At 65.1% G+C, this 24,883-nt stretch carries 23 protein-coding genes; 16 read left to right on the top strand and 7 right to left on the bottom strand.

Annotated elements, in window-relative coordinates; all coding sequences use genetic code 11:
• Positions 1-52 precede the first annotated feature (52 nt).
• On the bottom strand, positions 53-787 hold the full coding sequence (locus FJ974_RS26195) for a 16S rRNA (uracil(1498)-N(3))-methyltransferase (protein WP_140536894.1): 735 nt from the start codon (positions 785-787) through the stop codon (positions 53-55).
• 97 nt (positions 788-884) lie between these two features.
• A complete protein-coding gene (locus FJ974_RS26190; protein ID WP_140536896.1) occupies positions 885-1,547 on the bottom strand; it encodes a hypothetical protein in 663 nt (220 codons plus the stop codon).
• Between the two features lie 75 nt (positions 1,548-1,622).
• Between FJ974_RS26190 and FJ974_RS26185 the strand changes: the two genes are divergently transcribed.
• Together FJ974_RS26185 and FJ974_RS26180 are read left to right on the top strand one after the other, a co-directional pair.
• A complete protein-coding gene (locus FJ974_RS26185; RefSeq protein WP_140536898.1) occupies positions 1,623-2,321 on the top strand; it encodes a type 1 glutamine amidotransferase in 699 nt (232 codons plus the stop codon).
• Positions 2,322-2,605: 284 nt separating this feature from the next.
• The gene (locus FJ974_RS26180; RefSeq protein WP_181177242.1) at positions 2,606-2,746 is read left to right on the top strand and encodes a hypothetical protein; all 141 of its coding nucleotides are present in this window, start codon (positions 2,606-2,608) and stop codon (positions 2,744-2,746) included.
• 45 nt (positions 2,747-2,791) lie between these two features.
• Here FJ974_RS26180 and FJ974_RS26175 read toward each other — a convergent pair whose 3' ends face one another.
• From FJ974_RS26175 to FJ974_RS26165, 3 genes are all read right to left on the bottom strand, one after another.
• Positions 2,792-3,565: a metallophosphoesterase gene (locus FJ974_RS26175; RefSeq protein ID WP_140536902.1), complete on the bottom strand. Its 774-nt coding sequence runs from the start codon at positions 3,563-3,565 to the stop codon at positions 2,792-2,794.
• Positions 3,566-3,626: 61 nt separating this feature from the next.
• A complete protein-coding gene (locus tag FJ974_RS26170) occupies positions 3,627-4,763 on the bottom strand; it encodes an alpha-hydroxy acid oxidase (protein ID WP_140536904.1) in 1,137 nt (378 codons plus the stop codon).
• 18 nt (positions 4,764-4,781) lie between these two features.
• Positions 4,782-5,585: a FadR/GntR family transcriptional regulator gene (locus FJ974_RS26165; RefSeq protein WP_140536906.1), complete on the bottom strand. Its 804-nt coding sequence runs from the start codon at positions 5,583-5,585 to the stop codon at positions 4,782-4,784.
• A gap of 207 nt (positions 5,586-5,792) precedes the next feature.
• On the opposite strand from FJ974_RS26165, the gene FJ974_RS26160 reads away from it, so the two are divergent.
• From FJ974_RS26160 to glcF, 5 genes are all read left to right on the top strand, one after another.
• Positions 5,793-7,115, top strand: coding sequence for a DUF3422 family protein (locus tag FJ974_RS26160; RefSeq protein ID WP_140536908.1), 1,323 nt, complete (start codon positions 5,793-5,795; stop codon positions 7,113-7,115).
• A gap of 150 nt (positions 7,116-7,265) precedes the next feature.
• Positions 7,266-8,762, top strand: a complete 1,497-nt coding sequence (locus FJ974_RS26155) for an FAD-linked oxidase C-terminal domain-containing protein (protein WP_140536910.1) — start codon at positions 7,266-7,268, stop codon at positions 8,760-8,762.
• Positions 8,763-8,983: 221 nt separating this feature from the next.
• Positions 8,984-10,252 carry a glycolate oxidase subunit GlcE gene (glcE, locus tag FJ974_RS26150; protein ID WP_140536912.1) on the top strand — a complete coding sequence of 423 codons (1,269 nt, stop codon included), beginning with the start codon at positions 8,984-8,986 and terminating at the stop codon, positions 10,250-10,252.
• A complete protein-coding gene (locus FJ974_RS26145) occupies positions 10,249-10,638 on the top strand; it encodes a DUF4870 family protein (RefSeq protein WP_140536914.1) in 390 nt (129 codons plus the stop codon). Before glcE ends, FJ974_RS26145 begins: the two co-directional genes overlap by 4 nt.
• A gap of 9 nt (positions 10,639-10,647) precedes the next feature.
• Complete coding sequence (gene glcF / locus FJ974_RS26140) at positions 10,648-11,973, top strand: glycolate oxidase subunit GlcF (protein ID WP_140536916.1); 1,326 nt, start codon at positions 10,648-10,650, stop codon at positions 11,971-11,973.
• Positions 11,974-12,125: 152 nt separating this feature from the next.
• Here glcF and FJ974_RS26135 read toward each other — a convergent pair whose 3' ends face one another.
• Together FJ974_RS26135 and FJ974_RS26130 are read right to left on the bottom strand one after the other, a co-directional pair.
• The gene (locus FJ974_RS26135; protein ID WP_140536919.1) at positions 12,126-13,046 is read right to left on the bottom strand and encodes a bifunctional 5,10-methylenetetrahydrofolate dehydrogenase/5,10-methenyltetrahydrofolate cyclohydrolase; all 921 of its coding nucleotides are present in this window, start codon (positions 13,044-13,046) and stop codon (positions 12,126-12,128) included.
• Positions 13,047-13,384: 338 nt separating this feature from the next.
• A complete protein-coding gene (locus FJ974_RS26130) occupies positions 13,385-14,125 on the bottom strand; it encodes a L,D-transpeptidase (protein ID WP_140536922.1) in 741 nt (246 codons plus the stop codon).
• A gap of 211 nt (positions 14,126-14,336) precedes the next feature.
• Between FJ974_RS26130 and FJ974_RS26125 the strand changes: the two genes are divergently transcribed.
• The 9 genes from FJ974_RS26125 to FJ974_RS26085 all read left to right on the top strand — a co-directional run bounded on the left by FJ974_RS26125 (position 14,337) and on the right by FJ974_RS26085 (position 24,771).
• On the top strand, positions 14,337-14,978 hold the full coding sequence (locus FJ974_RS26125) for a DNA-3-methyladenine glycosylase I (RefSeq protein WP_140536925.1): 642 nt from the start codon (positions 14,337-14,339) through the stop codon (positions 14,976-14,978).
• Positions 14,979-15,206: 228 nt separating this feature from the next.
• On the top strand, positions 15,207-16,712 hold the full coding sequence (hisS, locus tag FJ974_RS26120; protein WP_140536930.1) for a histidine--tRNA ligase: 1,506 nt from the start codon (positions 15,207-15,209) through the stop codon (positions 16,710-16,712).
• Positions 16,713-16,890: 178 nt separating this feature from the next.
• A complete protein-coding gene (locus tag FJ974_RS26115; RefSeq protein WP_140536935.1) occupies positions 16,891-18,012 on the top strand; it encodes an ATP phosphoribosyltransferase regulatory subunit in 1,122 nt (373 codons plus the stop codon).
• The gene (gene hisG / locus FJ974_RS26110; protein WP_140536938.1) at positions 18,009-18,707 is read left to right on the top strand and encodes an ATP phosphoribosyltransferase; all 699 of its coding nucleotides are present in this window, start codon (positions 18,009-18,011) and stop codon (positions 18,705-18,707) included. Before FJ974_RS26115 ends, hisG begins: the two co-directional genes overlap by 4 nt.
• A gap of 207 nt (positions 18,708-18,914) precedes the next feature.
• Entirely contained in the window at positions 18,915-20,675 is a 1,761-nt protein-coding gene (locus FJ974_RS26105) for an AMP-binding protein (RefSeq protein ID WP_140536940.1), read from the top strand.
• A gap of 186 nt (positions 20,676-20,861) precedes the next feature.
• On the top strand, positions 20,862-21,722 hold the full coding sequence (locus FJ974_RS26100) for an FAD binding domain-containing protein (protein WP_140536943.1): 861 nt from the start codon (positions 20,862-20,864) through the stop codon (positions 21,720-21,722).
• Complete coding sequence (locus FJ974_RS26095; RefSeq protein WP_140536946.1) at positions 21,722-22,198, top strand: (2Fe-2S)-binding protein; 477 nt, start codon at positions 21,722-21,724, stop codon at positions 22,196-22,198. Before FJ974_RS26100 ends, FJ974_RS26095 begins: the two co-directional genes overlap by 1 nt.
• Before the next feature lie 3 nt (positions 22,199-22,201).
• The gene (locus FJ974_RS26090; RefSeq protein ID WP_140536948.1) at positions 22,202-24,466 is read left to right on the top strand and encodes a xanthine dehydrogenase family protein molybdopterin-binding subunit; all 2,265 of its coding nucleotides are present in this window, start codon (positions 22,202-22,204) and stop codon (positions 24,464-24,466) included.
• Positions 24,467-24,525: 59 nt separating this feature from the next.
• Positions 24,526-24,771: a MoaD/ThiS family protein gene (locus FJ974_RS26085; protein ID WP_140536951.1), complete on the top strand. Its 246-nt coding sequence runs from the start codon at positions 24,526-24,528 to the stop codon at positions 24,769-24,771.
• Positions 24,772-24,883 lie beyond the last annotated feature (112 nt).

The raw sequence follows: 24,883 nt of genomic DNA, 5'->3' as shown, positions 1-24,883 counted from the left end.
GTCAGGAGCCGATCAAGCAAAAAATCCTGAGCCAAGGCTCAACTGGATTTGATCACCAGTCGCCGACCGTCGCCTGCATGACCGCAAGGGCTGCCACCGCCGCGGTATCGGCGCGCAGGATGCGAGGCCCGAGCGGGATGGCGGTGACGAAAGGCAGCGCGCGCAGCGTCCTGCGCTCCTCGTCGGAAAAGCCACCTTCCGGGCCGACCAGCAGCGCCAGCTTTTTCACGCGCACCGCCTGCAGCGCCGGCAACGGATTGTTGGTCGAGGCGTCCTCGTCGCAAAAAATCAGCCGCCGCTCTCTGTCCCAATTGCCGAGCAGGCGTTCGAGCTTTTCCGCCTCGCGCAGCTCCGGCACCGCCAGGATGCCGCATTGCTCGGCTGCTTCCACGACATTGGCGCGCAGCCGCTCGATGCCGGGCTTCGCCACTTGCGTATGCTGGGTGATGACCGGCTGCAGGATGCCGGCGCCCATCTCCACCGCCTTCTGCACCAGATAGTCGAGGCGTCCCTGCTTCAGCGGCGCGAAACAGTAGACGAGGTCGGGCAATGGCGGCTGCGGCCGCTGCAGGGCGACGACTTTCAGGCGCAACGCCTTCTTGGATTTGGCGGCGACCTCCGCCGACCATTCGCCGTCGCGGCCATTGAAGACAAGCAGCTCGGCGCCTTCGCCGAGCCGCAGCACATGCGCGAGGTAATGGCTCTGCTGCTGTCCGGCATCGAATTCGAGGCCCGGCCCGAGATCGTCCGGCACGAACAGCCGCTGCATTTTGTAATTGGCGCGCATGGCCTAAGCAGGTTCCGCAAAAGTTGTCTCGCGGTCTTGCGATCAGAACCTGCGAAAAACAAGGGAATCTAAGCAATGGGCGAGGCCGGCGTTGCCGTCAAGTATCGGCGGAGGGATGCCAGACTGGCGCATAGCCCTGTCTCAGCACTGCAACGCTTGTCGCTGGCGTCAGCAGCCGCAGCGATTGCCCCGCAAGCCTGTCGAGCCTCATTGGATCGCTATAACCCGCGAACGACCAGGGCAGTGCCTTGCCACCGCGCAGGGCATAGGTGGTCCCGTCGTCAGCGACCATGACGCCATCCGGCAGGCCGGCAAGCTCCTCAACGGTGATGGCTGGCGGCTGCCCACCCGAGGCCAGGCGCTCCTTGTGCAGCCGCTTGTCGACCATCGGCGCGCGCGGCTCGGCAATGCCGAAGGCCTCGCCGAAGCGGCACACGAAGTCGCTCGCCCGTTCGCGCCGGCAGAAGAAGCAGGGCCGGTGACCGGCGGCAAACGCCGTCACCTCGTCGAGGAAGAACAGTTCGGTCCAGCCGGCTTTGCCGCCCAATTGGCCATCACTTCGCCGGTTGCGCCCCATCGGCTCGCGCCGCACATCGCGGAATTGGCAGGTGCAGACGATCCAGGCCTGCAAGGCCCAGCGCTTCTTCAGAAGCGTCCTGGTCTCGGGGTCGTGGATGATGCCGCGATTGCCGGTGAACAGGCCGCGATTCGGCACGGAATGGATGGAGCCGAAGGGATCGACCCGGTTCTGCAGTGGCATAGGCGTTCCTTATTGGCTGCGTTAAGGGCACCATGATATCGCTCGCGTCGTCAACATCATGTCAGCAGAGTTTCGATGCGCGTCCTGGTCGTCCAGAATTTCGACAATGAGGGCCTCGGCCAGATTGGCGCAGCACTTGTCGAGGCCGGCGCCGATATCGACCTGCGCAAGCCCTATCGTGGCGATGCGCTGCCTGAGCATAGCGACGGCCATGACGCCATGGTGGTGCTCGGCGGCGCCCAGAATGCGCTTGACGACGAGATCTGCCCTTATTTCCCCCGCTTGATGGACCTGACTCGCGACTTCGCCGACAAGGATCGCTCGGTGCTCGGCATCTGCCTCGGCAGCCAGCTTCTGGCGCGTGCTTTCGGCGGCAAGAACCAGATCGGCGGCGCCACCGAATTCGGCTGGCACGAGGTGTCTCTGACGCCGGCGGCGAAGTCCGATCCGGTGCTGGAAAAGCTGCCCGAGAATTTCCCGACCTTCGAATGGCATGACGACACCTTCGAGTTGCCCCAGCAAGCCGTGCGGCTGGCCGGCAGCGCCGTTGCCGAAAACCAGGCGTTCCGCCTCGGCCGCGCCGTCTACGGCTTCCAGTTCCATTTCGAGGCCGATCGTCCGATGGTGCGCGACTGGAGCACGTCCTTCGCCTCGCTCATTGCCGAGCGCAACCCCGACTGGAACGACCGGCTCGACGACGAAATGGCCCGCAACGGACCGGACGCCGACGCTGCCGGCCTTGCGATCGCCCGCGCCTGGGTGGCGACGATCTGAAACTGCGCTGGTCGCACCGCGCGGCGTGACATAATTGGCACGCTGCCGCAGTTCCGCCTGGGGAAAACCCGCTTCATCCTTGGCTTGTGTCCGGTAGCCATCCTAGAAGCGCGCGCTCTGCATCTTCGGTGCAACCGCGATGAACCTTTTGTGTGATCCACGCGACACACCGGCGATACAGAATCTGCTTAGAAGCGCGAAATCGTCGAAACATTGATACGCATTTTATTGTTTCAACGCATTGGTAACCGCCTCGTGCCCAGATGCAGAAAATTCAACCTGAGATGACGTCCGTGAAAGCAGCGCTTTTGTCTTTTGTCATGCTGTCTGCCATTGTTCTGTGCGGCCTCGGCATCTATGCCGCCGACGCCGCGGCCAACCACCGGGCCGTTGACGGCTACGGCGTCACCGCCTCGCTCAATTAAGCCTGATCCTTCCCGGCAAGCGGAAGCTGGTCCCGCCCTTCGGGATCAGGGATCAAAACGTTTTCCCTGCACCGCCAGGATGCGTTTATCGGCGCCATTGACGGCGAGCGCGCTGAGCGTTCCCGACTGCCAGGCGAGCGTGTCGACATTGACGCGGTTGGCCAGCACCTCCGGCTCGGGAACGGGTGTGTGCCCATGCACGATCACCTTCGGATAAAGGCCAGGATGGTGGTGGAAGGCGTCGCGGATCCAGATCAGGTCCTGCGGATTTTGGCTTTCGAGCGGAATGCCGGGGCGGATGCCGGCATGGCAGAAGAAGAAGTCGCCAAAAATCACTGAAAATTGCAGCGAGCGCAGGAAGTCGATATGGGCTTGCGGCACCGCATCGACCAGCGCCGCGTGTCCCCGCCGCACCGCCTCGGCCTTGCCGAACCAGCGGGCGTCTCCTGTCAGGTCCACGCCATAGGACTGCGCCGTCTGGACGCCGCCATAGCGCATGAACAGGCCGTCCGGGTCGGGGTCGGCAAGAAAATCGAGCATGCCGAGGTCATGATTGCCGGCGAGCATCAGATTGCGCGGATTGCGCTTCTGGGCCTCGATCAGGAAATCGATGACGCTTTTCGAGTCCGGTCCCCGGTCCGTATAGTCGCCGAGGTGGATGATGCGCCAGTCGGTGGACGGGGCGTATTCCAGCTCGCTCTCGATCCTGCGGTGCATGGCAGCCAGCAAATCATGGCGGCCATGCACATCGCCAATGGCATAGAGCCGCATGCCATCCGGTCCGCGCGCGTCGAGGAAGTGAATTCCAGTCTCGGTCAAGGCGAATGCTTCTCCGTGTCGAACACGGAAGCTAGGACCAGTGGGGTGAACAACCTCCTAGCTAGCGACGAAGCTGGTCCTTGCCCATGTCGGTCACCAGGCGTTTCCCGCACAACGCCAGCGTGATGTCCATCTCCTTGCGGATGATTTCGAGCGCCTTGGTTACCCCTTCCTTTCCCATGGCGCCGAGGCCGTAGAGAAACGGGCGGCCGATATAGGTGCCCTTGGCGCCGAGACAGAGCGCCTTCAGCACGTCCTGGCCGGATCGGATGCCGCCATCCATATGCACTTCGATCCTGTCGCCGACCGCATCGGCGATCTCTTCCAGCACCGAGATTGACGAGGCGGCGCCGTCGAGCTGCCGCCCGCCATGATTGGAAACCACAATTGCATCGGCGCCGGTCTCGGCCGCCATCAGCGCGTCTTCCTTGTCCAGAATGCCCTTCAGGATCAGCTTGCCGCCCCAGCGTTCCTTGATCCAGGCGACGTCCTTCCACGACAGATGCGGGTCGAACTGCTCGTTCGTCCAGGACGATAGCGAAGAGACATCGCCGACGCCCTTGGCGTGGCCGACGATGTTGCGGAAGGTGCGCCGCTTGGTGCCGGCGATCCCCAGGCACCAGCGCGGCTTCATGGCCAGGTCGATGATGTTGGCCGGCGTCATCTTAGGCGGCGCCGAAAGCCCGTTGCGCACGTCCTTGTGGCGCTGGCCGAGGATCTGCAGGTCGAGCGTCAAAACCAGTGCGGAACATTTCGCCGCCTTGGCGCGGTCAATCAGGTTGAGCACGAAGTCCTTGTCGCGCAGCACATAGAGCTGGAACCAGAACGGTTTCTTCGTCACCGACGCGACATCCTCGATCGAGCAGATGCTCATCGTCGACAGCGTGAACGGCACGCCGAATTCTTCCGCCGCCTGCGCCGCCAGCATCTCGCCATCGGCGTGCTGCATGCCGGTCAGGCCTGTTGGGGCCAAGGCTACCGGCATCGCCACGGTCTGCCCGATCATGGTCGATTCCAGCGAGCGGTTGCTCATGTCGACCAGCACGCGCTGGCGGAACTTGATCTTGCCGAAATCCTCCTCGTTGGCGCGGTAGGTGCTCTCGGTCCAGGCGCCGGAATCGGCATAGTCGAAGAACATCTTCGGCACGCGGCGGCGCGCGAGTTCCTTGAGATCGGCGATGGTGAGGATGTCGCTCATGCTGGTCCGTTTGTCCCCTTAGGATCGTTTGCGTGTGGGTTCGATGTCGCCGGCCTCGGAGCGCTGCCTGAACCTCAGCCGCGACACGCGCTGCCAGTCGCCGCTGCGCTCCGCCTCGGCCATCGAGCGTTCGACGTAGGTGATGTGGTCCATCGCCGCCTTGCGCGCCGCGATCGGATCGCCGGCCTTGATCGCTTTGTGGATCGCCCGGTGCTGGTGAAGCAGCGCATCGCGCGCGCCGGGCACGGTGAACGCCAGAAGCCGGTTCTGAAACACACCTTCGGACAACAGCCGGTAGCAGGAGCGCAGCGTGTGCAACAGGATGATGTTGTGCGCGCATTCGCACACCGCGTGGTGGAACTCGACATCGATTTCGGCCTCGTCGTCGAAGTCGCCGGTGCGGTGCGCCTCGTCCATGCGCGCCATGATGCGGTCGAGCAGCGCCAGGTCCTCGGGCGTCGCGCGCCGCGCCGCATATTCGGCCGCCACCGCTTCGATCTCGCGCCGGTATTCCAGATAGTCGGTCACCGCCTTGCGATGCGTGGAGATGAGGTCCGTCACCGGCCTGGTGAACAGCTGGCCGATGACGTCGGCGACATGGGTGCCGCCGCCCGGCCGGGTCGTCAGCAGGCCACGGGCTTCCAGCGCCTTCAGCGCGTCGCGCAGGATCGGCCGCGACACGTCGAACTGGCGTGCCAGCTCGCGCTCGCCCGGCAGCCGGTCACCGGTGCGCAGCACGCCTTCGAGGATCAGGCTCTCGATCTGCTGCACCACCTCGTCGGCGGTGCGCGAATGCTCGATCCTGGAAAAAATGTCGCTCAACGGAGGCGCCTGGGAACGGGACGGAATGTCGCGCAGATTAAAGCCACTGTCGCCAACTGGTCAAATTATTTATCCAATTCGCCCAGTCCGGTCGGTTCCTGTGCCGCGCCTTGCATCGGCCGCTGCCAAATTTTGCTGTTTACCTCCATTGCCTATTGCCGCAAGACGACGCCATTGCACGAAGGGTCGAAACCAGGGGGACCAGCCGTGTCGGACGAGACATCCGATCTCCAATTCCAGCCGCGCACCCAAGGCAGCGTCATGGGTTTTCCGGCTCATGAGGGACGGCCCGGCGCGCTGGGCGAGGTCCATGCCCGCCCGCATCCGCTGGTCGAAAAGCCGCGCGTGCTGGTCCAGCTTTCCTTCATGACCGAAGGCGGCTCGGCCGTCGATCATGCCGTGCTCTCGGAACTGTCGCGGCGCTTGGGCATTGCGGCGCCCGACCGTCAGGCCCGCCACCACGCCATGAAATGGGGCCAGGGCTCGCTGCGCTGGGAACGCCATACGGAATTCTCGACCTATCTGTGGGAAGGATCGCTTGCTGAGAGCGGGAGGGGCCAGGAGGATTCGCCCTTCGGCAACGGCTTCTCGCCGCCGGGAACGGTGATCTCCGGCATCCGGCTGGAGATCCGCAAATGGACACAGGCGAGCGAAAAGCTGATCGCCGGCTTCGATCCGACCAGCCTGTGCTATTCGCTGGTCGAGCGCGGTGCCGCCGCCATCGTCACTGATTTCCGCCAGGACGGCGATGGCCTGACCCGCATGCTGGTGCTCGACCGCGGCCTGACGCCGGCGAGCACCGGCGCCTTGTCGCAGCGGCTGATCGACATCGAGACCTATCGCACGCTCGCCATGCTCGGTCTGCCGTTGGCGCTGACCTTGTCGGGCCGCGCGCGCCGCATCGAGGACCGGCTGGCGCAAACCACGCTGGAGATGAAGGCGGCCGAGACCCGCGACAGCCAGACCTTGCTTGCCGACCTTACCGAGCTCGCCGCTGAGCTGGAGGCCGATGCCGCCTCCAGCCTCTACCGCTTCGGCGCCAGCCGTGCTTATGACGGCATCGTCACCGAGCGGCTGGAGGCGCTGGATGAGGAGCCGGTGCAAGGCTTCGACACCTGGGCCGGTTTCCTGCAGCGACGCATGGCGCCGGCGATGCGCACCTGCCGTTCGGTCGAGGAGCGCCAGGCCAATCTCTCGCGAAAACTCACCCGCGCCACCACACTGCTGCGCACCTGGGTCGACGTCGAGGTCGAAAAGCAGAACCGCGACCTGCTCGCCTCGATGAACAACCGAGCTCGCCTGCAATTGCGCCTGCAACAGACGGTAGAAGGTCTCTCGGTCGCCGCCGTCTCCTACTATGTCGTCGGCCTGATCGGTTACCTCGCCAAGGGCGCTTCGGTCTTCGGCCACGCCTTCGCGCCGGAAGTCGTCACCGCCGCCTCGGTGCCGGTCGCCATCCTGCTCGTCTGGTGGGGCGTGCGCCGGGTGCGGAAAATGCATTCCGAGCCGGCGAAGCATCCAGGCGAGTAATCTCCCTTGGGAGGAGAAAGCCAGCGGCAGATTGCCGCTGCGGAAGCTTGACGCCGCGCTCGCCGCCGGATGCAGCCAAAGCAGCGTTTGCAACAAAACGGTCAAGCTGGTAAAAGATTTTGACCAGCTAAGCGAGATGAGGCCTGCCCGATGTCCGGCCTAGCCATGCCCAAGCCAGATGCCGGCACGATGCGCCGCCGCGCCGAGATCGTCGCCGACATGCGCATCATCGTGCCGGGCGAGGGCGTCGTCGACACCGCCAACGAAATGCGCGCCTTCGAGAGCGATGGCCTCACCGCCTACCGGCAATTGCCGCTGGTGGTGGTGCTGCCTGAGACGGTCGCGCAGGTCTCGCGCGTGCTGAAATACTGCAACGAGCGCAACATCCGCGTTGTGCCGCGCGGCTCCGGCACCTCGCTGTCGGGCGGCGCGCTGCCGCTCGAGGATGCGGTGCTGCTGGTGATGAGCCGCTTCAACCGCATCCTTGCGATCGACTATCCGAACCGCATCGTCGTCGCCCAGCCGGGCGTCACCAATCTCGGCATCACCACCGCCGTCGAGCAGGAGGGCTTTTATTATGCCCCCGATCCATCCTCCCAGATCGCCTGTTCGATCGGCGGCAACGTCGCGGAAAACTCCGGCGGCGTGCACTGCCTGAAATACGGGCTGACCGCCAACAACGTGCTTGGCATCGAGATGGTGCTGATGAATGGCGAAGTGGTGCGGCTCGGCGGCAGTCATCTCGACCAGGAAGGCTACGACCTGCTCGGCGTCATGACCGGCTCGGAAGGGTTGCTCGGTGTCGTCACCGAGGTCACCGTGCGCATCCTGAAGAAGCCGGAAACGGCGCGCGCGCTGCTGATCGGCTTTCCGACCAGCGAACAGGGCGGCCAGTGCGTCGCCGACATCATCGGCGCCGGCATCATTCCGGGCGGCATGGAGATGATGGACCGCCCGGCGATCCACGCCGCGGAGGATTTCGTCCATGCCGGATATCCGCTCGACGTCGAAGCGCTGCTCATCGTCGATCTCGACGGGCCGAGCGTCGAGGTCAACCACCTGATCGGCCTGGTCGAGGCGATCGCCTACAAGAACGGTTCGACCATTTGCCGCATCTCGCAGTCGGAGCAGGAGCGGCTGAGTTTCTGGGCCGGCCGCAAGGCGGCCTTCCCGGCGGTCGGCCGCATTTCGCCGGACTACTACTGCATGGACGGCACCATCCCGCGCAAGGAACTGCCGCGGGTGCTTGCCGGTATGCGCGACCTTTCCGAGAAGTATGGATTGGGCGTCGCCAATGTCTTCCATGCCGGCGACGGCAACCTGCACCCGTTGATCCTCTACGACGCCAATGTGCCGGGCGAGCTCGACAAGGCCGAAAACTTCGGCGCCGATATCCTGCGGCTGTGCGTCGAGGTCGGCGGCGTGCTCACCGGCGAGCACGGCGTCGGCGTCGAGAAGCGCGACCTGATGCCCGAAATGTTCAACCAGATCGACCTCGACCAGCAGATGCGCGTCAAATGCGCCTTCGACCCCAACCATCTGCTCAACCCGGGAAAAGTCTTCCCGCAACTGCGCCGCTGCGCCGAGCTTGGGCGCATGCATGTGCATCGCGGGCAGGTGGCTTTTCCGGATATTCCGAGGTTTTGAGTGGCTACGCTGGCGCTTGAACCCCCCTCTCTGTCCTGCCGGACATCTCCCCCTCAAGGGGGGAGATCAGATGCCGCGTCGGGGTTCGCTAATCTCCAGCGCGGGCTGAATGGCGAGGCGCCGGAACTGCTAATCTCCCCCCTTGAGGGGGAGATGTCCGGCAGGACAGAGAGGGGGGCGAAGGAACGCGACCTATCCTTCCTGGCCATCGGCGGCCCACCATGACCACCTTCACTCCATCCACCCCAGCCGAAGTCGTCTCAACCGTCCAGTGGGCCGCCGCCGAAGAATCGCCGCTCGAAATCCTCGGTCATGGCTCCAAGCGCGGCATCGGCCGTCCGTTGCAGACGGAGCACACGCTCGACCTGTCGAAGCTCACCGGCGTGACGCTCTACGAGCCGGCCGAGCTGGTCCTGTCGGCGAGGGCCGGCACGCCGCTCGCGGAGCTCGAAAAACTGCTTGCCGAAAACGGCCAGCAATTCGCTTTCGAGCCGATAGACTATGGCCCGCTGCTCGGCGGCGAGCCGGGCCAAGGGAGCAAGAGCGGAACGATCGGCGGCATACTGGCTTCCAACCTTTCCGGTCCGCGCCGGCTCAAGGCGGGTGCCGCGCGCGATCACATCCTCGGCGTCGCCGCCGTCTCGGGGCGCGGCGAGGCTTTCAAGTCGGGCGGCCGCGTCGTCAAGAACGTCACCGGCTACGATCTCTCCAAGCTGATGGCAGGCAGTTGGGGTACGCTCGCCGTGCTGACCGACGTCACCTTCAAGGTGCTGCCGGCGGCCGAGACAGAAGTGACGCTCGCCCTTCGCGGCCTGCTCGACGATGCCGCTGTCGCCGCCATGGCGCTGGCACTCGGCTCCAGCGCCGAGGTCTCGAGTGCGGCACATCTGCCGGAGCGGATCGCCGCGCGCGTTGCCAGCGGCCGCCTGGGCAACGATGCCGCGACGCTGCTCAGGGTCGAAGGTTTTGGCCCCTCGGTCGTCTATCGCATCGAGGCGCTGAAGGCGCTGCTCGGCAAGGCCGGCCCGCTGCAGGAGATCGCCGGCGAGGCGTCCAAAACCATCTGGCGCGATGTGCGCGATTGCGCGCCCTTCGCCGATGGCGGCGCAAGGCCGGTCTGGCGCGTCTCGATGGCGCCGTCCGCTGCGCATCGTATGGTCATGGCGCTGCGCATGCAGGCAGCGGTCGACGCCCTCTACGACTGGCAGGGCGGTCTTGTCTGGCTGTCGATGCGCGAGACCGATCCGGAAGCCGACCTGCTGCGCGGGCTGATCCAAAAACATGGCGGCGGCCACGCGACGCTGGTACGTGCCTCCGCCGCGCACCGCGCCGCATTGCCGGTCTTCGAGCCGCAGCCGCTGCATCTGGCCGCACTTTCGGCGCGGCTGAAGGCCGAGTTCGACCCGAAGCACATCCTCAACCCCGGCCGCATGGCGCTCCCCTCAGGCTCTGCTAATCTCCGCCAATCAACGGAGGGAGCAGTAGCATGAGCAACGTCAATCCTGGCCCGAATGAGGCGCCGCGCCGGACCGACGGCTGGCTCGACCCGGGTTCGACCAACGCGCTGGTCATCTACATCCTCTATCTCGCCAGCCTCGTCATCGGCGTCACCGCGATTGTCGGCATCGTGCTTGCCTACATCAATCGCGGCAAAGCCGGCGGTTTCGTCGAAAGCCACTACACATTCCTGATCAGGACCTTCTGGATCGGCATTCTCTACGCACTGATCTCCCTGGTGCTGGTCTTTCTTATCGTTGGTTTCCTGCTGATGTTCGTCGTCGCCGTCTGGTTCATCGCCCGCTGCATCCTGGGTATCCAGGCGCTGCAGCGCGGCGAGCCGGTCAGGAACCCCGAAAGCTGGCTCCTCGGACAGTAAGGACGTTTTGTGCAGACCAATTTCTCAGCCGCGCAGCTTGCCGATCCGCATGTCGCGGAATCGGAGAAGATCCTGCGCAAATGCGTGCATTGCGGATTCTGCACCGCCACCTGCCCGACCTATGTGACATTAGGCAACGAGCTCGATTCACCGCGCGGCCGCATTTATCTCATCAAGGACATGCTGGAGAACGGCCGCCCAGCCGACAGGGAAATCGTCACTCATATCGACCGGTGTCTCTCCTGCCTCGCCTGCATGACCACATGCCCTTCCGGCGTGAATTACATGCATCTGGTCGACCATGCCCGCGCCCATATCGAGCAGACCTACCGGCGACCGCTAATTGACCGCCTGACCCGCGCCATGCTCGCTTTCGTGCTGCCGTACCCCAGCCGCTTCCGCGCTGCGCTGAAACTGGCCGGGCTGGGCAGGCCGTTCATCGGCCTGTTCGAAAAACTGCCGGCACTGAAGCCGATCGCCGCCATGCTGAAGCTCGCGCCGTCGTCAATCCCGCCAGCATCGCCGATGGCTTCGCCCGGCACGCGTGCTGGGCAGGGTGCGAACCGCGGGCGCGTCGCCATCCTCACCGGCTGCGCGCAGTCCGTGCTCGATCCCGCCATCAACGACACGACCGTCTCTCTGCTGACGAGGCTGGGCGTCGAGGTCTTAGTGCCGGAAGGCGAAGGCTGCTGCGGCGCGCTCGTCCATCACATGGGCCGCGAGGATCAGGCCCTTGCCTCGGCGAGGCAGAATGTCGATGCCTGGACGCGCGCCATCGACCAGGGCGGGCTCGACGCCATCATCATCACGGCGTCCGGCTGCGGCACCACGATCAAGGACTACGGCTTCATGCTGCGGCTCGATCCGGTCTACGCGGAAAAGGCGGCGCGCGTCTCGGCGCTGGCAAAGGACATCACCGAGTACCTCGCCGCGCTCGAACTGCCCGAGCCGGTCCGCAAGCCGGGCACAATCGTTGCCTATCACTCGGCCTGCTCGATGCAGCACGGCCAGAAGATCACCCGCCAGCCGAAGGAGCTTCTGGCCAAGGCCGGCTTCGTCGTGCGGGAGCCGCGCGAGGGACACCTGTGCTGCGGCTCCGCCGGCACCTACAATATCCTGCAGCCCGAGATTTCGGCGAAACTGCGCGACCGCAAGGTGAAAAACATCGAGGCCACCGGCGCCGAGATCGTCGCCACCGGCAATATAGGCTGCATCACCCAGATTGCTTCCGCCGCCAGGCTGCCGGTGGTGCACACGATAAAACTGCTCGACTGGGCCTATGGCGGCGCGAAGCCGGAAGGCATTTTGGAGAAGGGGCCGTTGGCGGCAGAGTGACCTTCGTCGTCGCGGCCCCTCATCCGACCGCTTCGCGGCCACCTTCTCCCCAGCGGGGAGAAGAGATTGGTGCCGGCGCTGACAGTCTCCTCTCCCCACTGGGGAGAGGTCAGCCGAGCGAAGCGGAGGCTGGGTGAGGGGGCGTGGCGCGATTATTCCGCCGCGAGCTGGTCGGGCACGCCATAAGTCGCGCGGTAGAGCGCGCGCTGGCGGTTAAGCGCCACCATGGTGTTGCGCAGCAGGATCGCCACCGTCAGCGGGCCGACGCCGCCCGGCACCGGCGTGATCCAGGAGGCCACCTCCTTGACGCTCTCGGTATCGACGTCGCCGACGATGCGGCTCTCGCCGTCCGGCCCGATTTCGGAATTGATGCCGATGTCGATGACGCACGCGCCCGGCTTCACCATGTCGGCCTTGATCAGCCGCGGCCTGCCGACGGCGACGAACAGTGCGTCGGCGCGCCGTGCATGCGCCGCCACCGAGCGCGTCATGTGATGGCACACCGTCACCGTCGCGCCCTCGCTCATCAGCAGGAAAGCGATCGGCTTGCCGACGATCTCGGAATGGCCGACGACGACGACCTCGAGCCCCTTGAGGTCGAGGCCGGTCTCCTTCAGCAGCTGAACCGAGGCGGCGGCCGTGCACGGCGCCAGATCGAGCTGGTTGTAGACGATGTTGCCGATCGAGGCCGGATGCATGCCCTCGACATCCTTCAGCGGATGCACCGCCGCCTGCAGCGTCTTGATCGGGATATGCGCCGGCACCGGCCGCTGGATGATGATGCCGGTAACGCGCGGATCGGCGTTGAGGCCATGGATAGCCGCTTCGAGCTCGCCGGCGCTGATGTCGGCGGCGAAGCGTCGTTCCTCGAAGCCGATGCCGGCTAGCTCCGCCTTGGCGCGCTGGTTGCGCACATAGACATCGACCGCGTCGGTGTCGCCGACGGTGATCGACACCAGCTTCGGCGGAAAGCCTTCGGCCCTGGCGATCGCCGCATCCTCGCGCACGGCGGCGATGATCCGCTGGGCGACCGGGCCACCTTTGAGATAGCGGCTGTCGTCGGTGCGGGACATGGGTGGCACCTCTGCTTTCTAAAGCAATTCCGGAAAGTGACTTCCCCGGAATTGCGTAAACCAAGATTTGTGCGCCGCAATAGCAGAGGACGGCCGGGAAATCAGCTCCGAAAACGAAGCGGCCTGCTTCGGAGGCGGCCAGCCGAACCGGCGCGAAAGCGAAAAGGGCAGCGCGGTTTCCCGTGCTGCCCTTTCGTGACCGGCCGTATCCCCACACGGCCCGTCCCCCGTTAACTCGATGCCAGTCTAAGCACGTCTTCCAAAAGCGCGCTATGGCATGAAAGCAACAGCCCGCGCCAAAATGACCCAGCGCTGCCTAAACGATTGATTCGCGAAGACTATATCACCTCGACCGTGGTTCCGACATTGACGCGCTCGTAAAGGTCGACAACGTCCTCGTTGCGCATGCGGATGCAGCCGGAAGACACCGCGCTGCCGATCGTCCAGGGCTGGTTGGTGCCGTGGATGCGGTATTCGGTGGTGCCGATATAGAGCGCGCGCGCGCCAAGCGGGTTCTCGATGCCGCCGGCCAGATAGGTCGGCAGATAACGGCCCTTGGCCGCCTCGCGCTTGATCATCACCGCCGGCGGACGCCAGTCGGGCCACACCTTCTTGTCGGTGATCTTGTGCGTGCCCGACCATTCGAACCCCGGCTTGCCGGTGCCGACGCCATAGCGCCGCGCCTTGCCGTTCTTCTCGACCAGATAGAGGAAATTCTGGTGCGTATCGATGACGATGGTGCCCGGCTTCTGCGGGCCGTCATAGGCGACTTCCTGCGGCAAATAGATCGGGTTGATCTGCGGACGCATCACCATGCGCCTGGCCTGCGGCTGTACCGCCGCGGTGCGCTGCTGGTCGGGTTGCGCCTGGAACAGCCGCCGCAGCGGCTGCTGCACTGCCTGCCGATTCTGCCGCACGATGCCCGGCGCATGGCCAAGCTGCAGCACCCAGGGTGCTGAAAGGTCGGGGCTGACCATCACCGGCGGTCTGTCGGCATAGCGGTCGCCGGCAAGGGAAGGCGTGACGCCGGCCGCAAGCACAGCTGCTGCGCCAAGCAGGGAAAGCAAAACTATCTTCATCGCAACGCACCTTGATCGTCGAACTCGTCCGGGGCGGGGGGCCCTCGGTCTCGCGATCCTTGGCGCGAAGCGGCAAGCAAAACATGAATCGGAATGCGTAAAATGCGGAACTGTCAGTAAACCTTTTGGTGTGGTTACCGGCCGGTTCAGGAATCTGGTAAAGCCACGGTAAAACCGGTGCTCAAGCGCATTAACGAATGGATTTCTGGCGATGGGAAACGAAAATGCCGGCCTGCTGGATGGCCCCGATGGCAAGGCGCGCTGCTTCTGGCATGGCAATTTGCCGGATTATCTGCACTACCACGACCATGAATGGGGCAGGCCGATGGCGGACGATCGCCGGCTGTTCGAGAAGATCTGCCTGGAAGGTTTTCAGTCGGGGCTTTCCTGGCTGACCATCCTGCGCAAGCGCGAGAATTTCCGCGAGGCCTTCGCCGGCTTCGACTTCGACAAGGTCGCCGCCTTCACCGACGAGGATGTCGAGCGCCTGCTCGGCAATGCCGGCATCATCCGCCACCGCGGCAAGATCGTCTCGACCATCAACAACGCCAGGCGCGCCCGCGAAATGGTCGACGAATTCGGCTCATTGGCTGCCTGGTTCTGGAAGTTCGAGCCAGGCCCTGATGATGAGCGGCCGGAGATCGTCGACCTGCTCCATCTGCGCGCCAACCCCACGACGGCGGTCTCGGTCAGGATCTCGAAAGAACTGAAGAAGCGCGGCTGGAGCTTCGTCGGCCCGACCACAGTCTACGCATTCATGCAGGCGATGGGCCTGGTCAACGACCATCTCGAAGGCTGCTACTGTCGGGTTGAGGTGGAGGCGGAACGGGAGAAGTTCAAACGGCCGAAATAGGGCCCTTTCCCTTCTCCCCTTGTGGGAGAAGGTGTCGCCGAAGGCGACGGATGAGGGGTGCTCCAGGGAACGCCGACGTCTCACTCCGCTGGAACACCCCTCATCCGTCTCGGCGCTGCGCGCCGATCCACCTTCTCCCGCAAGGGGAGAAGGGAAAGGTGCTAACCCTTGCCGCTCCAAGCCGCATCGTTTAGGAAACGCGCGCCCATTACCAGAGAAGACCATCCCATGGCCGACAAATCCGAAAAGACGAAAGCGCGGTTGCCGCGCGGGTTTGCCGACCGCAGCGCCGAGGACATCCGCGCCGTCGAAAAGATGATGGCGACCATTCGCGGCGTCTATGAGCTTTACGGTTTCGAACCGGCCGACCAGCCGCTGATCGAATACACCGATGCGCTCGGAAAGTTCCTGCCCGACCAGGACCGGCCGAACGAGGGCGTCTTCTCCTTCCAGGATGATGACGAGCAGTGGCTGTCGCTGCGCTACGACCTGACCGCGCCGACGGCGCGTTTCGTCGCCGAGAATTTTGAGCGCCTGCCGAAACCTTATCGGAGCTACCGTTCCGGCTGGGTGTTCCGCAATGAGAAGCCCGGCCCCGGCCGCTTCCGCCAGTTCATGCAGTTCGACGCCGACACCATCGGCACGCCGGGCGTAGCGGCGGACGCCGAGATGGCGATGATGATGGCCGACGTGATGGAGGCGCTCGGCATCAAGCGCGGCGACTACGTCATCCGCGTCAACAACCGCAAAGTGCTCGACGGCGTGCTGGAGGCGATCGGGCTGGGCGGTGACGAGAATGTGGGAAGACGGCTGACTGTGCTGCGCGCCATCGACAAACTGGACAAGTTGGGGCCGGAAGGCGTGAGGCTCCTGCTTGGCCCGGGACGATGGGACGGCGGCAAGGAAGGCGAAGGCGATTTTGCCAAGGGCGCCGGGTTGGACGGCACGCAGGCCGAAGCTGTTCTGCTCGCGACGGCAAGGAACGGACAGGCTGGCCAGGATTCCAGCGTCGGCGCCAACGCTGTGTATCAGGAAGGCGTCGCCGAACTTGCAACGATTGAAGCTCTGGTCAGGGCTGCAGGATATGGCGAGGACCGCGTTGCGATGGACCGCTCGGTCGTGCGCGGCCTCGAATACTACACCGGTCCCGTCTTCGAGGCCGAGCTCCTCGCCGAAATCCCCAACGACGAAGGCCAGATCGTGCGCTTCGGCTCGGTCGGCGGCGGTGGGCGCTATGACGGGCTGGTGTCGCGCTTCCGCGGCGAGCCGGTGCCGGCGACCGGTTTTTCGATCGGCGTCTCCCGCCTGATGACGGCGCTGAAGAACCTCGGCAAGCTCGACACTTCCGATGTCATCGCCCCGGTCGTCGTGCTGGTCATGGACAAAGACACGCAAAGCCTCGGCCGCTACCAGAAAATGGTCGCCGAGCTGCGCGCCGCCGGCATCCGCTCCGAAATGTATCTTGGCGGCGCCGGCATGAAGGCGCAGCTGAAATATGCCGACCGCCGCGGCAGCCCGGTCGCCGTCATCCAGGGCGGCGACGAACGCGCCAGGGGCGAGGTGCAGATCAAGGATCTGATCGAAGGCGCGAGGATGTCGGCGGAGATCACCGACAATGCCGAATGGCGCGCCGCCCGGCCGGCGCAGGTGACGGTGGCGGAGAGTGAGTTGGTAGGAGAGGTGCAGAAGATCCTGGCGGCGCAGGCTGCCGATCGCGCCAAGGGTGGCGCTTGAGCCCCCCTCTCTGGCCTGCCGGCCATCTCCCCCTCAAGGGGGGAGATTGGATGTCGCCTTTGCTTTCGCCAATCGCCGACGTTGCAGAGCGAGCGCTGCCGGCAAAGCTGCTGATCTCCCCCCTTGAGGGGGAGATGTCCGGTAGGACAGAGAGGGGGGCCTCGCGCCCGACCTATCGATGACCTCCCGCCGCCCCGCCATCGCCGCCGACATCACCAGCCTCTTCGCCGAGCGCAACACCCACGCCGTCGAAGTCGCCGTGCTGCAGCCGGCCGACCCCTTCCTCGACATGGCCGGCGAGGACCTGCGCCGCCGCATCTTCCTCACCGAGAGCGAGACCGGACAGACGCTCTGCCTGCGTCCCGAATTCACTATCCCCGTTTGCCTCGACCACATCGCCAGCCAGGCCGGCACGCCGCGCCGCTATTCCTATCTGGGCGAAGTGTTCCGCCAGCGCCGCGAGGGCGGCAACGAGTTCTTCCAGGCCGGCATCGAGGATCTCGGCGATCGCGACACCGCCGCCGCCGATGCCCGCTCGCTGGCCGACGCGCATGCCTTGCTGTCGCTGACGCTGCCAGGCCGCTCGCTCGCCATAACGCTTGGCGACCAGACGGTATTCGAAGCGGTGCTCGCGGCACTCGGCCTGCCGCGCGGCTGGCGCATGCGCCTTGCCCGCGCTTTCGGCTCGGCTTCGATGCTGGAGGCGGCCCTTGCCGACCTCGCCAATCCGCCGCGCAACAGCCAGCTTTCGGGAGATGTGGCGACGCTGGTGCTCGACGGCGACGTTGAAGGCCTTGCCGCTCATATCGCCGACGGCATGGAGGAAGCCGGCCTGTCGGCATCGGCGGGGCGCGCCCCGGCCGATATCGCCCGCCGGCTGATCGAGAAGGCGGAATTGCGCAGCGTGCGCTTGTCGAACGAGGCCTTCTCGGCACTGAAGGACTTTCTGGCGATCGATGTCGCGCTGGGTGGCGCGACCGCGGCGCTCGAAAGCTTCGCCACAGGTGCCGGCCTCTCCCTCGGCGCCGCGCTCGACAATTTCGCCTCCCGCGCCAAGGCTATCGAAGCGCACGGCCTGCCGGCGGCGACGATTCGCTACGACGCCGCCTTCGGCCGTCCGCTCGATTATTACACCGGCCTCGTCTTCGAGATCGCAGCCGAAGGTGGCGACCGGCCGCTGGCCGGCGGCGGCCGTTACGACCGGCTGCTGACGCTGCTTGGCGCGAAAAAGCCGATCCCCGGCGTCGGCTTCTCGGTCTGGCTCGACCGCATCGAGGCGTTGCGGGGGAGCGCGCCATGATCACGCTGGCTCTGCCGTCCAAGGGCCGCCTCAAGGAGCAGGCGCTGGAGGTGCTGGCAAAGGCCGGGCTGGTCGTCAGCCTGCCGGATGACAGGCGCAAATACCGCGCCCGCATCGAAGGTGTCGACACCGTCGAGATCGCGTTTCTCTCGGCCTCCGAGATCGCCGGCGAGATCGGGCAAGGGTCGGTCGATTTGGGCATCACCGGCGAGGATCTGTTGCGCGAAAACCTTGCCGACTGGGAGGCGCGGGCCGAGATCGTCGCCCGCCTCGGCTTCGGCCATGCCGATGTCGTGGTCGCGGTGCCCGACATCTGGCTCGACGTCGACACCATGGCCGATCTCGACGATGTCGCCGCCGATTTCCGCCAGCGCCACGGCCGGCGGCTGAGGATCGCCACCAAATACTGGCGGCTGACGCAGCAATTCTTCTCGCAAAAGCACGGCATCCAGGTCTATCGCATCGTCGAGAGCCTCGGCGCCACCGAAGGCGCGCCGGCGGCCGGCCTTGCCGACGTCATCGTCGACATCACCACTACCGGCTCGACGCTCCGCGCCAACCACCTCAAGGTGCTGGGCGACGGCGTCATCCTGAAATCGCAGGCCTGCCTGGTGGCATCGAGGAAAGAGCGTGCGGCGACGGACGAGGCGCGGTTGCGGGAAATCGCCGCGAAGATGTCAGCAATAGCGGGGTAGCGTCGGCGCGGCCCCTCATCCGGCCGCTTCGCGGCCACCTTCTCCCCAATGGGGAGAAGAGGTTGGCCCCGACGCTGAAGGTCTCCTCTCCCCATCGGGGAGAGGTCAGCCGAGCGAAGCGGAGGCTGGGTGAGGGGCAGTACCATCGACGGGATTTCCACCGCCCCGGCAGGCTGATAGGCTGGCATGTCCCGGGAGGAGACGGCGATGGCGATCAATCTCGACGAGTTCAAGAACGCCACCAATCTGCGCGGGCGCGGTGGCACCTTCATTGCTCCGGTCGACGGCAGGGCGCATGTCTCGGGCGACCGTTCGGTACCCTTGCTCGACAAGACGGTCCCGGAGCTGTTTTCCGACACGGTCAGCAAATACGCCACGCTCGATGCGGCGGTCTTCGTCGGCCAGGACAAGCGCTTCACCTGGAGCGAGCTTTCGGACACGGTCGATACGCTTGCCGCCGGCTTCCTGGCGCTCGGCCTGGAGAAGGGCGACCGCGTCGGCATCTGGTCGCCCAATCGCTGGGAATGGCTGGTGACGCAATTCGCCACCGCCCGCATCGGCCTGATCCTGGTCAACATCAATCCGGCCTACCGGCTGACCGAGCTCGAATATGCGCTGAACAAGGTCGGCTGCCGGGCGCTGGTCACCGCCGCCCAATTCAAGAGCTCGGATTATCTAAGCATGATCGAGACGCTGGCGCCGGAGATCGCGAAGGCCGAGCCAGGCAAGCTCAAGGCGCAGAAACTGCCCACGCTCGAAATCGTTATCCGCATGGGCGAGGACAACTCGCCCGGCATGTTCAATTTCGCCGACGTGCTGGCCATGGCCGGGCGCGACGAGCATGACAGCCTCGACCGCATCTCCGAGGGGCTGAAGCCCAACGAGGCCATCAACATCCAGTTCACCTCGGGCACCACCGGCGCGCCGAAGGGCGCGACGCTGACCCACAACAACATCGTCAACAACGGCAATTTCGTCACCTCGGCGATAAAACTCACCGTCGACGACCGGCTCTGCATTCCGGTGCCGCTCTATCACTGCTTCGGCATGTCGATGGGCACGATGGGCTGCGTCTCCAAAGGCGCCACCATGGTCTTTCCGGGCGAGGGTTTCGATGCCGGCGCCACGCTGAAGGCGGTGGCGCAGGAACGCTGCACCGGCCTCTACGGCGTGCCGACCATGTTCGTCGGCATGCTCGACCATCCGGATTTTGCGACCTTCGACCTCTCCAGCCTGCGCACCGGCATCATGGCCGGCTCGCCGTGCCCGATCGAGGTGATGAAGAAGGTGGTGTCGCTGATGCATATGGCACAAGTGACCATCGCCTACGGCATGACCGAGACCAGCCCGGTGTCGTTCCAGAGCGGTGTCGACGATCCGCTGGAAAAGCGTGTCTCCACCGTCGGCCGCATCCATCCGCATGTCGAGGTCAAGGCCATCGGCGCCGATGGCTCGACCGTCGCGGTCGGCGAACCGGGCGAGCTTTGCACGCGCGGCTATTCGGTGATGAAGGGCTATTGGGACGACGCTGAAAAGACCCGCGAGGCGATCGACGCCGACGGCTGGATGCACACCGGCGACCTCGCAACAATAGACGCCGAGGGCTATTGCAACATCGTCGGCCGGGTCAAGGACATGGTCATCCGCGGCGGCGAGAACGTCTATCCGCGCGAGGTCGAGGAATTCCTCTACCGACACCCCAAGATCAAGGAAGTGCAGGTCTTCGGCATTCCCGACGAGAAATACGGTGAGGAGCTGTGCGCCTGGATCGTGCTGAAGCCCGGGCAGATCACCACCGCCGAGGAGATCAAGGCGTTCTGCGCCGGCCAGATCGCCCACTACAAGATCCCGCGCTACATCCGCTTCCGCACCGAACTGCCGATGACGGTGACCGGCAAGCCGCAGAAGTTTTTGATGCGCCAGGCGATGGTCGAGGAGCTCGGCCTGGTGGCGCAGAAGACGGCGTGAACAGGCCGGCCGAATGCAGCGCGGCTTTCCGTCCGGAATTGCGTCAAAACACCCGGATAAAACGGGCGCTCGCCGGCCCTGGTTCATCCGATGTGTGGCGCTGGCCTTAATGCCGCACCACAGGATAGCCATTATGAGCAGACTGTTTATAACGGTCGATGAGATTGCGATCACCAAGGGGAGACGATGCGCTACATACGTCCGCTTTCAATCGAAGATGCCGTCGGCCAATTGGCCGGATCGGCGGGCACCGCCGCGATACTTGCCGGAGGCAGCGACCTTCTCGTCAGGATGAAGGGTGGCTTTGTCGAACCCGACCTGATCGTCGACATCAAGGCGATCGAGGGCCTGAGCGAGATCCGGCAGACGCCGGACGGCTTCAGCATCGGCGCCGCGGTGCCCTGCGCCGCTTTGGGAGAGCATGCCGCCCTGAAAAAGGCATGGCCCGGCGTCGTCGAGGCGGCAAGGCTGATCGGCTCCAAGCAGGTGCAGGGCCGCTGCACCATCGTCGGCAATCTCTGCAACGCCTCGCCGGCGGCCGACAGCGTGCCGGCGCTGGTGGCGGCCGGCGCCAAGGCGGTGGTTGCCGGGCCGGGCGGCAAACGCACGATCGCGGTGGCGGCCGTGCCGACCGGGCCGGGCAGGACGTCGCTTGCCAAGGGCGAGATCATCGAGGCGATCCTGCTCGACAGCCGCCCGCCGCATTCGGGCGACGCCTATCTGCGCTTCATTCCGCGCACCGAGATGGATATCGCCGTGGTCAGCGCCGGCGTGAACCTGACGCTCGATGGGGCAGGCGTCGTCACATCGGCCCGCGTCGCCATCGGCGCCGCGGCGCCGACCGTGCTTCTGGTCGAGGAAGCCGCCGAGGCCGTCATTGGCAGGACGCTGGACGAAGCCGCACTCGAGCGGCTTGCCAAGGTCTGCGCCGGGGCCTGCCGGCCCATCGACGACAAGCGCGGCACCATCGAATTCAGACGAAAAGTTGCGGGTGTGCTGGCGAGAAGAGCCGCCATGACCGCCTATCAGCGTGCAGGAGGCAAGTGATGGCCGGTGTAGCAGTCTCAACGACAATCAACGGCGACCACGTCGAATATCTTTGCCAGCCTGACGAGACGCTGCTCGACGTGCTGCGCGACCGCCTCGGGCTTACCGGCGCCAAGGAAGGCTGCGGCACCGGCGACTGCGGCGCCTGCAGCGTCATCCTCGATGACCGGCTGGTGTGCTCGTGCCTGGTGCTCGGCGCCGAGGCCGAAGGGCGGCGCGTCGAGACCGTCGAAGGCATGGCGCAGGGCGACAAGCTGCATCCGCTGCAGCAGAAATTCCTCGAACATGCCGCACTGCAATGCGGCATCTGCACGCCGGGCTTCCTGATCGCTGCCAAGGACCTGTTGGCCAGGAACCCCGATCCGAGCGAGGAGGAAATCCGCTTCGGGCTGGCCGGGAATCTCTGCCGCTGCACCGGCTATGATAAGATCGTGCGCGCCGTCCAGGACGCGGCAGACGTAATGAAGGGAGCGTAACGCATGAATTTCGATCCGCGCTACTCAGGACGCAATTTCGCATCCGTCGGCACGCGTCCCATCCGTCCCGACGGCGTCGACAAGGTGACGGGCCGCGCGCGCTACGGGGCCGACTTCAACATGGCCGGCCAGTTGGTCGGGCGCATCCTGCGCAGCCCGCATGCCCATGCGAAAATCAGGAAGATCGACATCTCGAAGGCGGAGAAGCTCGCCGGCGTCAAGGCGGTGATCACCGCGGCCGACCTGCCTGACCTGACCAATGGCGATGCCGCCATGCACGACGTCCTCGACAATTGCATGGCGCGCGAGAAGGCGCTCTATGACGGCCACGCGGTCGCCGCCGTCGCCGCGGTCGACGCCCGCACCGCCAGGCAGGCGCTGAAGCTGATCGAGGTCGACTACGAGGTGCTGCCGCATGTGACTGATGTCGACGAGGCGATGAAGCACACCGCGCCCCTGATCAATGACAGCATCTTCACCGAGGGCCTCGAGCAGAAGCCCGCCAAACCGTCCAATGTCGCCAAGCGCAGCCAGTTCGGCCATGGCGATGTGCATGAAGGTTTCAGCCAGGCCGACATGATCGTCGAGCGCTCCTTCAAGACCGAGCAGACGCATCAGGGCTATATCGAGCCGCATGCCTGCGTGGCGAGCGTCAATCCCGACGGCACCGCGGAGCTGTGGGTCTGCACGCAAGGCCATTTCGTCTACCGCCAGCACTGCGCCCAACTGCTCGGCATCGATGTCTCCAAGCTGCGCGTCACCTCCTCGGAGATCGGCGGCGGCTTCGGCGGCAAGACCCATGTCTGGGCCGAGCCGGTGGCGCTCGCTTTGTCAAGGAAGGCTGGACGGCCGGTGAAGCTGGTGATGACGCGCGACGAGGTGTTCCGCGCCTCCGGTCCGACCAGCGCCACCTCGATCGACGTCAAGATCGGCGCCCGCAAGGACGGCACGATCACTGCCGCGGAAGCGACGCTGCGCTATTCCTGCGGCCCCTATGCCGGCATGTGGGCCGAGATCGGCGCCATGACCGCCTTCGCCTGTTACAGGCTGGAGAACGTCAAGACGGTTGGCTACGAAGTGCTGGTCAACCGGCCGAAAACCGCGGCCTATCGCGCGCCGTCGGCGCCGATGGCGGCCTTCGCGGTGGAAAGCGCCATCGACGAGCTGGCCAAGGAGATCGGCATGGATCCGGTCGAGTTCCGCATCAAGAACGCCGCGCAGGAGGGCACCAGATCCTCCTACGGCCCGGTCTACGGCCCGATCGGCATCGGCCCGACGCTGGAAGCCGCAAAGAGCCATCCGCACATGAAGGCGCCACTGGCGAAGAACCAGGGCCGAGGCATGGCTTGCGGCTTCTGGTTCAACTTCGGCGGCCAGACCTGCACCGACCTGAATGTCGGCATCGACGGCACGGTCTCGCTGGCCGTCGGCACCGTCGATGTCGGCGGCTCGCGCGCGTCGCTGTCGCTGGTGGCGGCGGAGGAGCTCGGCATCGACTATCATCAGGTCAAGGCCGTGGTCGCCGACACCTCGAGCCTGGGCTACAACGACATGACCGACGGCAGCCGCGGCACCTTCTCCTCGTCGATGGCGACCATCTCGGCCGCCCGCAACGCGATCAAAATCCTGCGCGAGCGCGCCGCGCAGATGTGGGACATCCCCGTCGACGACGTGGTCTGGGAAAAGGGCCACGCGGTCGCCAAGGGCGAAAAGCACGGCAATCTCGGCAAGCTGTCGCTGAAGGAGATCGCAGCCGCTGCCGCCACGACGGGCGGGCCGATCGCCGGCCACAGCGAGCTCGTCGCCGACGGCGCCGGCGTCTCCTTCGCCACCCATATCTGCGACATCGAGGTCGACCCCGACACCGGCGCCACCAGGGTCATCCGCTACACGGTGGTGCAGGACGCCGGCAAGGCGGTGCACCCGACCTATGTCGAGGGCCAGTACCAGGGGGGTGCGGCGCAAGGCATCGGCTGGGCGCTCAACGAGGAGTATATCTACGGCAAGGACGGGCGGCTGCAGAACCCCGGCTTCCTCGACTATCGCATCCCGGTCTGCTCCGACCTGCCGATGATCGACACGCAGATCCTGGAAATCCCCAACCCCAACCACCCCTATGGGGTGCGCGGCGTCGGCGAAACCTCGATCGTGCCGCCGCTGGCGGCGATCGCCAATGCCGTGTCGAACGCCGCCGGCGTGCGCATGACCCACATCCCGATGTCGCCACCGCGCATCCTGGCGGCGATCGAGGCGGAGCGGGAAGGCTAATGACGAAAGGCGCGAAGCGGTTTTCGGCTAACGTCACGGTCGAATGAGGATTATCGCTCATGGTCGAGGTGACGCTCTGGGGATCGCTAGGCACGCTCGCCGGAGGCCAGAGCAAGGTCGAGGTCGAGGCCAGGGATATCAGGGAGCTGTTCAGGAAACTGGCTGAACAGTATCCCGGCCTGGAGCCGTACATCGAGAAGGGAATTGCGGTTTCGATCGACGGGGTGATTTATAGGGATACTTGGGGGAAGAAGCTGCCGCCGGGGGCGGAGATTTTTTTGCTGCCGCGGTTGGCTGGGGGGTAAGCAGCGAGGCCGGGAAGCCAGGACACGTGCCTGCTCGTCAACAATGCCTGCGTCTGATCTGCACCGATAGTTCGAGTGTATATAGTATGGATGGAGACGCGCAGGTCAGTCG

This window comes from Mesorhizobium sp. B1-1-8 (assembly GCF_006442795.2).
Taxonomy (GTDB): Bacteria; Pseudomonadota; Alphaproteobacteria; order Rhizobiales; family Rhizobiaceae; genus Mesorhizobium.
This window is presented reverse-complemented; position numbering and strand designations above follow the sequence as displayed.

Coding starts and splice junctions, on each gene's coding strand:
- FJ974_RS26125 (WP_140536925.1), top strand. CDS start 14,337: ATGGGAAACGAAAATGCCGGCCTGCTGGATGGCCCCGATGGCAAGGCG.
- hisS (WP_140536930.1), top strand. CDS start 15,207: ATGGCCGACAAATCCGAAAAGACGAAAGCGCGGTTGCCGCGCGGGTTT.
- hisG (WP_140536938.1), top strand. CDS start 18,009: ATGATCACGCTGGCTCTGCCGTCCAAGGGCCGCCTCAAGGAGCAGGCG.
- FJ974_RS26100 (WP_140536943.1), top strand. CDS start 20,862: ATGCGCTACATACGTCCGCTTTCAATCGAAGATGCCGTCGGCCAATTG.
- FJ974_RS26185 (WP_140536898.1), top strand. CDS start 1,623: ATGCGCGTCCTGGTCGTCCAGAATTTCGACAATGAGGGCCTCGGCCAG.
- FJ974_RS26130 (WP_140536922.1), bottom strand. CDS start 14,125: ATGAAGATAGTTTTGCTTTCCCTGCTTGGCGCAGCAGCTGTGCTTGCG.
- FJ974_RS26115 (WP_140536935.1), top strand. CDS start 16,891: ATGACCTCCCGCCGCCCCGCCATCGCCGCCGACATCACCAGCCTCTTC.
- FJ974_RS26135 (WP_140536919.1), bottom strand. CDS start 13,046: ATGTCCCGCACCGACGACAGCCGCTATCTCAAAGGTGGCCCGGTCGCC.
- FJ974_RS26180 (WP_181177242.1), top strand. CDS start 2,606: ATGACGTCCGTGAAAGCAGCGCTTTTGTCTTTTGTCATGCTGTCTGCC.
- FJ974_RS26095 (WP_140536946.1), top strand. CDS start 21,722: ATGGCCGGTGTAGCAGTCTCAACGACAATCAACGGCGACCACGTCGAA.
- FJ974_RS26155 (WP_140536910.1), top strand. CDS start 7,266: ATGTCCGGCCTAGCCATGCCCAAGCCAGATGCCGGCACGATGCGCCGC.
- FJ974_RS26090 (WP_140536948.1), top strand. CDS start 22,202: ATGAATTTCGATCCGCGCTACTCAGGACGCAATTTCGCATCCGTCGGC.
- FJ974_RS26195 (WP_140536894.1), bottom strand. CDS start 787: ATGCGCGCCAATTACAAAATGCAGCGGCTGTTCGTGCCGGACGATCTC.
- glcE (WP_140536912.1), top strand. CDS start 8,984: ATGACCACCTTCACTCCATCCACCCCAGCCGAAGTCGTCTCAACCGTC.
- FJ974_RS26145 (WP_140536914.1), top strand. CDS start 10,249: ATGAGCAACGTCAATCCTGGCCCGAATGAGGCGCCGCGCCGGACCGAC.
- FJ974_RS26170 (WP_140536904.1), bottom strand. CDS start 4,763: ATGAGCGACATCCTCACCATCGCCGATCTCAAGGAACTCGCGCGCCGC.
- FJ974_RS26190 (WP_140536896.1), bottom strand. CDS start 1,547: ATGCCACTGCAGAACCGGGTCGATCCCTTCGGCTCCATCCATTCCGTG.
- FJ974_RS26085 (WP_140536951.1), top strand. CDS start 24,526: ATGGTCGAGGTGACGCTCTGGGGATCGCTAGGCACGCTCGCCGGAGGC.
- FJ974_RS26105 (WP_140536940.1), top strand. CDS start 18,915: ATGGCGATCAATCTCGACGAGTTCAAGAACGCCACCAATCTGCGCGGG.